Source organism: Bacillus sp. CHD6a (assembly GCF_001293645.1).
Lineage (GTDB): Bacteria > Bacillota > Bacilli > Bacillales > Bacillaceae_I > Sutcliffiella_A.
The window spans coordinates 97192-108693 of the sequence record NZ_LBMD01000010.1; the positions used below are offsets into that span (position 1 = coordinate 97192).

An 11502-nucleotide genomic window follows, 5' to 3' on the forward strand; every position below is an offset into this window, starting at 1 on the left:
TTATCTAAATGACGGCTTTAATGTATTAGATGGATTTCCTTCTTTTTGCGTTTGGGTATTGTATGGAACAACGTAAAATTCAGGAACATTAAAGATATTGATGTTTTTCACTGAGTGTTGATGCTCCCCAGATACTTCTCCAATCAAATTTTCCTTATCCCTTGAAACAGAATAAACTCTATAGACAATTCGGTCATCTTCCGCTTCACTCCACTCCAGGTTGACTGTAAACAATCCCAACGGATGAAAGGTAATCGATCCATTTAATTGAATACTCTCTGGCATAGAGATTGGTTCTTCTAGGTCCGCTACACCGACAGGAACGGAAAACGCTCCATTATCGAGTCCTGCATCTCGCAATATATCTTTCAACAGTCTAGTGGGATAAGCTCCTCCTGCAGTCAAATGTTGTTCGGGAGTCGTATTATCATAGCCCATCCAAACTGTTCCGATTACATCTTGGGTATACCCGACAAACCAAGTATCCTTTATAGCATTATCAAAACCTGGATAGTTGGTAGTGCCTGTCTTACCAGCAAGTTCTCCTTGTAGGTCTCCTGCTTGTGCAGACCCGTCCTGAACTACTCCTTCAAGCATCCTTGTCATATTCCATGCTGTTTGAGGGCTAAAAACTTTTTTTTCGGTTTTTTTTACTTTGGCGATAACTTCGTTTTTTCTCGTTCTGATTTCCTGAATAAAATAGGGTTCTACTATCTTGCCATTATTGCCAAAAGATCGATAAGCTTTTGTGAGTTCTAGAGGGGTCACCCCTTCTTTCAATCCTCCAAGTGCAATAGCCAGCCCGTTATCGGGAATAGACAGGTCCAACTTTTCAAGATAGCTTTTACTTTTTTTGATTCCCAATTCATTTAACGCCCAAACTGCAGGTGCATTTAAGGAATCCTTTATCGCCTCATACATGGTCACTTCTTTTTTATATTGATGATGATAATTTCTTGGTTTATACACTTCTTGTCCATCTTTATAAGTAAGTAACTCATCTTTTAAAAGGCTGTACGGCTCATATTTGCCTTCCTCAAGTGCAGGGGCATAGACAGCCAAAGGTTTGAAGGTGGAGCCAGGCTGCCTTTTAATATGGACACGGTTTGTTCCCTTTGTGACATAGTTTCGGCCACCGATAACTGCCATAACGCCACCATTGTGTTGATTCATCAAGACAAACGCACCTTCGACGTTATCATTGGTGCCAGGAAAATATTGATTGTCCTGAAAACGTTGGAATGCAGCATCTTGAGCGGCAACATTCATCGGTACCAAGATTTTATATCCGCCTCTATGCAATTCCTCTGGAGTAAAGCCATATTTCTCTTCTGCTTCTTCCATCACCATATCGATATACGTTAGGTAAGCCTGTTTTTCTGGAGATTCGATTACATCCAAGCCTAACGTTTTCCCCATTAAACCAACAGCTTCTTCTGCCTCAAGATAGCCTTGGTCTTCCATAAGATGCAAAACAAGGTCACGTCTTTTTTTCGCTTCTTCTGGATGATTGATAGGGGAGTAACCATTAGGCGCTTTAGGAAGAGCAGCCAACAAGGCACCTTGTTCTACCGTCAATTCTTCTACATTTTTATTAAAATAAAGCTCTGATGCTGCTTGAACGCCATATGCACCATGTCCAAAATAAATCTGATTTAAATACATTTCCAAAATTTCATTTTTTGTATATCTTCTTTCTAGGTTTATGGCTATTACCGCTTCCTTCGTCTTCCGGAGCCATGATTTTTCATTCGATAAGAAGATATTTTTTGCGAGTTGCTGCGTAAGGGTGCTTCCTCCTTCTACCTTACTTCTGGCCAGAATGTCACGGTAAACTGCTCTACCAATTGCCCGAACATCAATTCCTCTATGTTCATAAAAACGATTGTCCTCCACCGCCACAAATGCCTCTCTTACATGTACCGGTATTTTGGATATTTCTACGATTTCCCTATTTTCAAAGAAGAGTGAGGCTATTTCATTTCCGTTTTCATCTACCATAGTTGTAGTAGAGTCCATGATCAGTTTCTTTTCATCAATGACATAGTCTCCTAATAAAATGATAAAGATATAACCTATTAGTCCTATTACAGCAATGCATGCTAAAATGAATGGAAAAAGGAAGTACTTTTTTGACAAGATTGCTTTGATGTTTGGTAATTTCATTTGGGATAATTTATTTCTCTTAAATCTTTCCAAAGTGGTTTACCTCCTCCTATGTACCGGGAATAATCATCTAGTAAGGTAAAATTGAAAGGTTGTCCACCCTTTATTCTACCTTATTCTACATATTTTTTCTCGGGTTCCCCTTATTTTGTAATTATAATGTCGATATTAAACATAAAGGAGAGAATAGAAGATGAATTTTTACATGACTTTCGGTACTACCGATTATTTAAGCGATTTACAAAACACGTTAGAAAGTGGAGAAAACTTGTTAATGTTTGGGGAGGATAATGCCGTTCTGATGCATGAAACGGTGGATCAGTCCAGCTTTAAATCTGGTAAGAATTTTGAAGTGCTAGATTCTAATGGAGATCTGTCGAAAGGTAAGTTTGCTGTTTTGAATAACATACCAGTAACAGATGAAGGTAGACCTGTCTTTGAATATCGTTTTAGCCAAAGAGCAGGATTGATTGAAAAGGAACCTGGATTTGCAGCTATTCGTGTACTTCGCCCAGTAGATTCTGATACTTATGTGATTTTAACATTATGGGAAGATGATAAATACTTTAAGCAATGGCAAGAATCCAAAGCTTATGATAAAGCCCACGAAAAACGCGGCACCTCAGAAGGCGTAGAACAAAAACAACAGATTTTCCCTCGTCCTTCTTACGTAACCACCTACTACGCAGAAATGCAAGAGCAGGATTCGTAATAGGGAATCTCCCGTCCTTCAATGACGGCCACTGAAAAACTGATACTAGATAGTACTTGAAGATTCTAGCTGTTGATTGTAGCAAAAGGCGAAGACTCCTGAGGGAGACAGCGCTAGGTGGAGACCCCGCAGGCGTAGCCGAGGAGGCTCCAGCAGTGCCCCTAGGAAAGCGTAGCCATTTGCGAAAATCAACATCGGCGTTCACCTAAACCTTAAATAAAATACTATTTCAGTGGCCTCCATCAATAAACGGGGGTTTTCATTTTCCTCATTTTTTCTCACGCAGCACGCCATGCCTATTGGCATAAATCGCCGCTTGCGTTCTGTCAGCAACCTGAAGTTTACCTAAAATATTGCTCACATGTGTTTTTACAGTCTTAACTCCAATAAATAATTCCTCACTGATTTCCTGATTCGTCAATCCATCTCCAAGACACATAAGAACTTCTAGCTCCCGTTCTGTTAGCTCATCATGAGGTAATTTAGAAGGTGTACGAAACCGATTCATCATCTTACTTGCCACCTTTGGTTCTATGACAGGCTCATTTTGCACTGCTTTTTCAATTGCTTTTATAATATCCTCCGCCCTTGCCGTTTTCAACAGGTAACTATACGCTCCAGCTTCAATTGCTGGGAAAACCTGTTCATCATCGAAATAGCTTGTGATAATAATGATTTTACAGGTTGGATGAAACTTAATAATCTCCCTGGTAGCTTCTATTCCTGTACCATTTTCCATCAGTAAGTCCATCAATATGACATCAGGTTTTTCTTGTTTAGCAAGTTCAATCGCTGCCTGTCCGCTAGAACCTTCCCCGACAATCTCTAAACCGGGTTCCGTTATTAAGTAAGCCAATAATCCTTTTCGCACCATATCATGATCATCGACTACCGCCACTTTAATCCTATTCATCTAGTTTTCCCCTTCTCGTATTGGAATGTTGATTTCAATATGAGTTCCTTCCCCTTTTTTGGAACGGATGTGTAACTGCCCCCCTATTTCTTCACACCGTTCTCGCATAGTATGAAGACCAAAAGAAGCTTGTTTTTGTTGATTAATCTCAAACCCTTTACCGTTGTCACTAATAAATATGTATACATACTGATTTCCTTTTTGATGCATGTCCAACTTAACGATTGTGGCATCAGCATGTCTTAAAATATTGGATATTGCCTCTTGGATAATTCTAAACAGATGATCTTCTGTGGCACTGGATAAAACCGAAATTTCGTGAATATCTTTTTGAAAAGTGATAGGAGTTCGATCCTCTAACTCTGTCAATAATTTGTTAATCCCCACGCACAGTGAATCATTGGTCAACGAGACAGGTCTTAAATGAAGGAGCAGGGCTCTCATTTCTCCTTGTGCTTGAGCAGCAATGGCAGCAATATCAGTTAGCTGCTTTTTTGCCTCCTGCGGATGAGAGTCAAACATCCTGATAGAAGCGGAAGACATAATGCTTAATGCGAACAGCTGTTGACTGACAGAATCGTGAAGCTCCCTTGCCAAACGCTGTCTTTCTTCAATTGTTGCAGCATTATGCGCTTTGATTGCCAATTCATTTTTTTCTTCCGCTAGCTTTTGTAAAGATTTGACTTGATTTTGAATTTTAATAGCAAGCTGATTGATATCTTCTGCTAATCTACCAAGTTCATCAGTTTGTCCAACTGCAATTCTTTCAGAGAACTTTCCTCTTCTCAACGTTGCAATAAATGTGGAAATATCCTCGACTCTCTTTTTCATGTTTCCACTTTGCTTATAGCCAAAATATAAACTTGTAATGGCCAAAATTATAAATGCCACCACCGTCAGCAACATACTCCATTGAACATTGACTACTAAACCATCCGGATAGAAAAGCAAAACAACCTGGAGAAACAGAAAAAAAAGAAACGCAGATACAACGGATACAACCATGAAAGAACGGATATACCAAAATCGCAAACTCTCAATTTTCCTCTCCTTTTTAGACTCGATCAATGCGAACATCCCCTATTTTCATATCCAGCACAATGTTTAGCTTTCTAGTCGCTTCATTGTAATTTTCGGATTCATAGTAAAGATTATTTCCTTTTCCTTCTGAAGAATTTCCTAATATATTCAGGTGCCCAATTTTCACTTTAGCCGACACTTTAATTGAAAGATCTTCCGGAACAAGCATCTTTAAATCGGCAACAACACCCTTTATTTGAATACTTGTTTCTTTGTCCGGTATATAAGCCTTACTAAAGTCAAAATAATAGTCACCCACGACATTCCAGACAGACAATGGCTCCACTGCCCAGTTTTGCTTATTCATTTTCATATCGCCAATCGTTATGACACGCTTTGAACTATTTCCATTCCAATTTATTTCTTCATCGGACTTATCGTAGGTATCGAAGACATCCTTGTATTCATCATTTTCCTTTGTGAATCTAATTGTAACTGGACGCTTGTTCACAAACAATTTCATTCCAAAATAAACAATCAAGAGCGGCCATAATTTCCAAAACATATGGAACTGGAACTCTATATAGTCCAAACGGTCAAGTAACAATAACCCACCAAAAGCTAAAAGAAACAAACTAATGAAAAGTGCTTGTTTATGAAAAAACAAAGTTTCAATAAATAACTTTAACCCTAAAAGTACGATTAACACTGGATAATAGGTGACAAAATACTCTTTTATTTCCAAGGAAATGACACCAATATTGACAAGTAACAACATTATTCCAATAAAAACAAAGATAATAGCCATGATTTTCTGATTAAATCTTTTCATTCGATCCATTAAGCCTCCCTTCTTTTATATTTGACACGGTTTCGTTTGAAACCTTTATGTAATTCTATTTTACGTATTTTCTTTTTAAAAAGCCCCTATCCGCAGGCAGTTTCTTTGTCCGTCTTGAGACTGAAATGCAGCTAAAAAAGCAAGGAACCACAGCTACATTGCTCTCTTATTCTTACGAAACGATTGTGACCATTCGTACAATAATACACCAAAAATCAAACATACGTACCCTGCAGCATAACCAGCAAAAACATCTGATGGGTAATGATAATTTAAGAACAGTCTGCTAGTGCCTAGAAGCGCAATGAACACTGTTCCAAATATTGCGATCAGCAAGCGTATTCCACTTTGTGCAAAATATACTAATAATCCATAAAAGAATAGCCCTACCATCGCGTGTCCACTTGGAAAACTTAGACTCTCTGCGCCTGGACCTGTCATCGGTCTTTCACGGCCTGTGAAGTCTTTAAGCCATTTATTAAGTTCATTGACGAGAATGACTCCTCCAACAATTATAGCCATTGCTTTGTAATCCCTTTTTTTCCACCAAATCATTAGAATGGACAGTACCATAATAATAATTACTCCCGTTTTATCTCCAAGCATCGTAAATAAGTGAAAAAAGCTAATCAGGACATCCGCTTCCAAACCAATGACAAAGTTGCGAATGGATTCATCAAAACCTATTGTTTGTTCATTCATTATTTGTTGGAAGGCCCAAATGAAAAAGGCACCACATAATAAAAATAAGATTAACCTTCTCCATTTACCTATATGGTTTTCTTGGACATGTTTATTTCCTAATTCTGTTTCCATAAACGTCAGCTCCTCTTATACCTACATTCATTTACTATTTTACTAAATTTATGAAAGTTATGACTATTAATTTTCCGAATAGTCATATAGAATACTATATTAAACAAAAGCAATGATAATAATTTTGAAATGGGGAGAGCCAGTTGTTAGATAAGCTGAATGAACTTTTAGAAAGTCGTTACAATGAGATGGTTGAAATCAGACGCTATTTGCACCAATTCCCTGAATTATCTTTTAAAGAATTCCACACAGCTGCCTATATTGCCGATTACTATAAAAATTTAGGAATTGCACACCAAACAAATGTTGGCGGCAATGGAGTGGTTGCCAAGATAGCCGGTGCCAGACCTGGAAAAACAGTTGCCTTGCGTGCCGATTTTGACGCACTCCCAATCCAGGATGAAAAAGAAGTGGCATATAAATCAAAAGTTCCAGGTGTGATGCATGCTTGTGGACATGACGGCCACACCGCAACATTATTAGTACTGGCAAAGTGTTTAAATGAACTAAAAGAGGATCTTGAAGGAAACGTTGTATTGATCCATCAACACGCAGAGGAATATGCACCAGGTGGAGCAGTGGCCATGATAAACGACGGATGTTTAGAAGGGGTGGATGTCATATTTGGTACCCACTTATGGTCTGGAAATGAAGTTGGAAAAATTCTGTACCGAGTAGGTCCTGTAATGGCTGCAGCGGATCGATTCTCCATCAAAGTTCAAGGTTCTGGTGGCCATGGTGCACAGCCGCATAAGACAAAAGATGCCGTTGTCACTGCTTCTCAATTGGTCCTTAACCTTCAACAGATAGTAAGCAGACGAGTAAACCCTATCGATCCTGCAGTAATTTCAGTTGGTACGTTTGTCGCAGAAAATGCCTTTAATATCATTGCAGACTCGGCTTATCTAGAAGGAACTGTGCGAACATTCAATGATGATGTAAGAGATTTGATTGAGGCAGAAATTGACACAGTTGCATCCTCTACTTGTGCCTTAAATGGTTCAACCTATGAATACAATTTCCACCGGGGGTACCCAGCTGTCGTCAACCATAAAAACGAGACAGATTACCTAGTAAGCGTCGCTTCTGGTATTAAAGAGGTGGAAGCTTTGGAAGAAACACCACCACATATGGGCGGAGAAGACTTTTCCTACTATCTGAGACATGTAAAAGGGACTTTCTTTTTTACAGGTGCAAAACCGGAAGGCGTAGAAGTGGCGTATCCTCACCATCATCCCAAGTTTGACATAAATGAAAAATCACTATTAATCGCCGCCAAAACGCTTGGTGCAGCAACTGTACTTTATCACCAACACGAAAAAGAAAAGCTCATCCCTTCTCATCAATAAAAGGATAAAAAAATGCCAGGCTCCCATTTATGAAGCCTGGCATTTTTATAACTTAATCCCCTTTTCCTTGAACATTCTTATTCGATAACAATTTTTCGCTGTCGTTCCCAACTGATCAAGAAAATGATAGTTTGCATATGCCCCCACAACCGCTCCAAACCCAGGAATCATTTGCAGCATTTTGATCAAATCGATGTGATCTCTGTATTCCTGTTGAAACGCCTTCCAATCAAGCTCTTTTGCTTCCTCTTTGTGCTCTTCCCAATTCTCCACGTACCTTAACACTTCTTTTCTCCTGGAATCACTTGAGAAGGCTAACTGAAAGATATATAAAATAAATACTCTTTCGTCATAATTTTTTGTATTAAAACCATAAATGGCAGCCACTTCGAATAAGAATTTCATTTTAATCGACAGGAGCAGGGGGAAATCCGCTAAGCCAAGGAGGATTCCTCCCGCTCCTGTACCTGCCCCCTCCACAGCTGCAGTCCTTTTATATACATTCAATTTTTCATGAATCCACTTCTCCTTCTCCTCTAAGGTCATGATTACATGGCCTACCTTCAATTTGGTTGTCATGTTGCTCCCAACAAGTGTCCCTTGTACCATTTTTTTTATGCTCTCTGTCATGATGGTATGGACTTTCTCCGGTATGAAGGCATTCATCTTGTTTTGCGCACCTTTTGAAAATCGTTGAAACATGGTAGATTTCTTTGCCACCTGCATTTTCCACCTTCTCGTTTCTTCCATTACCTTGTCTTCATACAAAGGAAACACTCCTCACCTTTATCTATCCTTACTTCATATACGAGAATTAGGGTAAATATGTTTCAGAATAAGAAAAAACAATTTTGATTACTGTGTTACCGACGCTGTTCCTTTCCGCAAATGGCTTCGCTTTCCGCGGGACGGTGCTTGAGCCTCCTCACTTCGTTGCGGGGTCTCAACCAACCGTTTCTCCCCCGCTGGAGTCTCCACCATTGCTCCAATCCACAGCTAAAAATTACATTAAAGCTACTTTGATGGTTTATTTGGCAACTCATTTTGATGGTTCTTCAATAACATTTGTTGAATGAAGTCATCTTGTTGATTGAAGTGGAAGGCGCGTAGAAGCCAGCGGGAGGAAGGGACTGGTGAGACCCCGCAGGCGCATTGAGGCCTCTGAAAAACTGGTAACGTAAAGTTTAAATGATTCTTAGCTGTTGATTGGAGCAAAAGGCGAAGACTCCTGAGGGAGGTAGCGCTAGGTGGAGATCCCGCAGGCTTGCCGAGGAGGCTCCAGCAGCGCCCCTAGGAAAGCGAAGCCGTTTGCGGAAATCAACAGCGGTGTCTAAACAACATCTAAAATCCAAGACTTTTTCAGTGGCCTCGGCGCAGCCAAGCGAAGCGCCTGGAACGGAAAGCAACAGTACCAAAATGCAACCAATATTTAAATAAAAACACCCAAGCAAACTTGAGTGTTTTTTAGAAATTAGAGTGAGGCAATCTTGCGTTTTACTACACCCTGTACATATAAGAAGGCAAATAGGATCCCGCCAACCAACATGACCACAACTTCCATCCAAGTCGCTACAAAGACTAATAAAGCAGCTAGAACAACCGTCTGTGATATAAGAATAACCGTAATCATTTTAGTAAATGCAAGGATACGGTGCTTTTCTTGAACTGGATAAATCGACAACCAGAGTTTATTGTAGTGATGGCGCCACATTGGGATAAGTTGAAAGCCCGTCAAATATAGCACCAGTACAGGCACTAGATATGTTGCGTACCCTACAGGAAGTGTCAAAAGCAAAACAGCTCCAATAATCAATAACCTCATATATAGTCCAAAATAATCTCCCGAACGCAGAAATGTGCGAAGGTATAGGTAACCAAATGCTTTGTCTTTCCCATAAGGTGACCAGGAAAGGAGAACATCCAACCATTTTCTTCTTGACACTTTTTCTTTAAGACCCGGTACATCAACAAACAGATTGGCTACGCGATAAAATAGCTGCATCCGTTTGGTTTCGTTTTCTATCAACAAGTCCCATTTCCAATTCATTTTCTTTGTTGTGTTCTGGAAATAGATGAGCAAAAGGAGCATGATGAACGCCACTGCACCAATAAAAAGCAGGTTCGCTTCGGAAAATACAAGATACAGCATACCGAAATTCAACGTAAGCCTGATCCACCAATCCACAAGCCTTACCTTTTTATCTGTATAGAAGTTGATTAGCCATGTCATCCATAGGTTCCAGGATTTCATTCCCAGCAACAAGAGAAGCACGAAGATCAACGTTTGGAACGTTGCATCTGTCAGTGTGAAAAAAAGCGGAACAGATATTCCAAATACAAGTAAAAGAAAATAACTCTCCAATACAATGGAATAAATGAATGATTTTTTGATATATGGTTTCAACTTCTCTTCAAGTGGAAGCAAAAAGACAAGGTCAGGGTCCTTAAGAAATGTATGTATGCTTCCTCTTGTCATTAGAAGGGCCAAAATCCCCCCCATAAGTAAGGCATAAGGAAAATCAGGCGGTACTACCTCTAACCAATTTTGATAAGCAAGGGCTAGACCGCTAAGCAAAAAAATCATTACAATTACGAGATGGTCGTTGAACATATAGCGTAAATATCTTCTGGTATCTTTTATATATTGGCTGAATCTGGTTTGCCAGAGCTGATCAACATTAAACATTGCTCTCTTCCTTTGTCAATTGGATATAGAGGTCATCAAGTGTTGCCAATGGCATATTAAACTGCACCCTCAGCTCTTCTAACGTACCTTTTGCACGAACTTCTCCTTCATGTAAAATGACAAATGAATCACAATATCTTTCGGCAGTGGCCAAGATGTGAGTGGACATCAGAATACCAGCCCCACTTTTTTTCACCTTGTCCATCATTTCAAGCAATGAATGAATGGCAAGGGGATCCAAACCGACAAATGGCTCATCCACAATATAGAGCCTCGGTTCAATCAAGAATGCAGCTAAGATCATAACCTTCTGCTTCATACCTTTTGAAAAATGGGCAGGAAACCATTTAAGACGTTTTTCCATTCGGAATTCTTTTAGTAAAGGATGCAATCGTTCTTCAAATGTTTCTTTTGATAACCCATATGCCATCGCAGTTAGTTCAAGATGTTCATACAACGTCAATTCATCATATAAAATCGGAGTCTCTGGAATAAATGTAAACGTCGAGCGATACTTCGTCGTATCCTCTTGAATGGAAATACCATTAATCTTAATGGACCCTTTCTTCGGCTCCATTGTCCCGATCACATGTTTTATCGTCGTACTCTTACCGGCACCATTAAGACCGATTAGTCCTACCAATTCACCAGCCTTCACACCAAAGGAAACATCCTTTAGCACAGCCTGGTTTGTATAACCGCCAGTTAACCCATTAATCTCCAATAAGCTCACATCAACCTACCCTTTCTGCCTGAAATAAAACTTTATTATTAAATTTTACCATAACATAATTTTTACGAAAGTGCGCATCATATGTAAGGAAGGGGACAGAGGGGCACATATACAAGCCTTTGGTTTACTTCTTTGTAGATGAGGTGACTGTCAAAGACAGTGTTGCTTTGTTCTAGATAAGGTTAAACTATTTCTCTCGTCGTTGCGGGACTTAACCGACTGCAACTACACGATCATCTGTAACGTAACTCCGATTGATGAAGAAA

The 11502-nt window shown here is 39.6% G+C and carries 10 protein-coding genes; 2 read left to right on the forward strand and 8 right to left on the reverse strand.

All coding sequences use genetic code 11. The features are described from left to right. The gene (locus AAV98_RS09310; RefSeq protein WP_442853681.1) at nt 1-2151 is read right to left on the reverse strand and encodes a transglycosylase domain-containing protein; all 2151 of its coding nucleotides are present in this window, start codon (nt 2149-2151) and stop codon (nt 1-3) included. 208 nt (nt 2152-2359) lie between these two features. Here AAV98_RS09310 and AAV98_RS09315 point away from each other — a divergent pair, with 208 nt between their 5' ends. Then, a complete protein-coding gene (locus AAV98_RS09315; protein WP_060665281.1) occupies nt 2360-2878 on the forward strand; it encodes an antibiotic biosynthesis monooxygenase family protein in 519 nt (172 codons plus the stop codon). A 268-nt stretch (nt 2879-3146) separates the two neighbouring features. Here the strand turns inward: AAV98_RS09315 and AAV98_RS09320 are convergent, their stop codons facing one another. The 4 genes from AAV98_RS09320 to AAV98_RS09335 form a co-directional block, all read right to left on the reverse strand. Beyond that, the gene (locus AAV98_RS09320) at nt 3147-3791 is read right to left on the reverse strand and encodes a response regulator transcription factor (RefSeq protein WP_060665282.1); all 645 of its coding nucleotides are present in this window, start codon (nt 3789-3791) and stop codon (nt 3147-3149) included. Further along, on the reverse strand, nt 3792-4859 hold the full coding sequence (locus AAV98_RS09325; protein WP_082380847.1) for a sensor histidine kinase: 1068 nt from the start codon (nt 4857-4859) through the stop codon (nt 3792-3794). It lies immediately after the preceding gene. Beyond that, complete coding sequence (liaF, locus tag AAV98_RS09330) at nt 4846-5652, reverse strand: cell wall-active antibiotics response protein LiaF (RefSeq protein ID WP_060665284.1); 807 nt, start codon at nt 5650-5652, stop codon at nt 4846-4848. Before liaF ends, AAV98_RS09325 begins: the two co-directional genes overlap by 14 nt. A 153-nt stretch (nt 5653-5805) precedes the next feature. Then, on the reverse strand, nt 5806-6468 hold the full coding sequence (locus AAV98_RS09335) for a phosphatase PAP2 family protein (RefSeq protein WP_060665285.1): 663 nt from the start codon (nt 6466-6468) through the stop codon (nt 5806-5808). 143 nt (nt 6469-6611) lie between these two features. On the opposite strand from AAV98_RS09335, the gene AAV98_RS09340 reads away from it, so the two are divergent. Continuing rightward, nucleotides 6612-7817, forward strand: coding sequence for a M20 family metallopeptidase (locus tag AAV98_RS09340; protein WP_060665286.1), 1206 nt, complete (start codon nt 6612-6614; stop codon nt 7815-7817). Nucleotides 7818-7862: 45 nt separating this feature from the next. Here AAV98_RS09340 and AAV98_RS09345 read toward each other — a convergent pair whose 3' ends face one another. The 3 genes from AAV98_RS09345 to AAV98_RS09355 all read right to left on the reverse strand — a co-directional run bounded on the left by AAV98_RS09345 (nt 7863) and on the right by AAV98_RS09355 (nt 11236). Continuing rightward, complete coding sequence (locus tag AAV98_RS09345) at nt 7863-8585, reverse strand: EcsC family protein (RefSeq protein ID WP_269433455.1); 723 nt, start codon at nt 8583-8585, stop codon at nt 7863-7865. Between the two features lie 703 nt (nt 8586-9288). After that, nucleotides 9289-10503 (reverse strand): ABC transporter permease, encoded by a 1215-nt coding sequence (locus AAV98_RS09350; RefSeq protein ID WP_060665287.1) that lies wholly within the window; start codon nt 10501-10503, stop codon nt 9289-9291. Next, nucleotides 10496-11236, reverse strand: a complete 741-nt coding sequence (locus AAV98_RS09355; protein ID WP_156317711.1) for an ABC transporter ATP-binding protein — start codon at nt 11234-11236, stop codon at nt 10496-10498. The genes AAV98_RS09350 and AAV98_RS09355 overlap by 8 nt, the downstream gene beginning before the upstream one ends. Between the last annotated feature and the right edge of the window lie 266 nt (nt 11237-11502).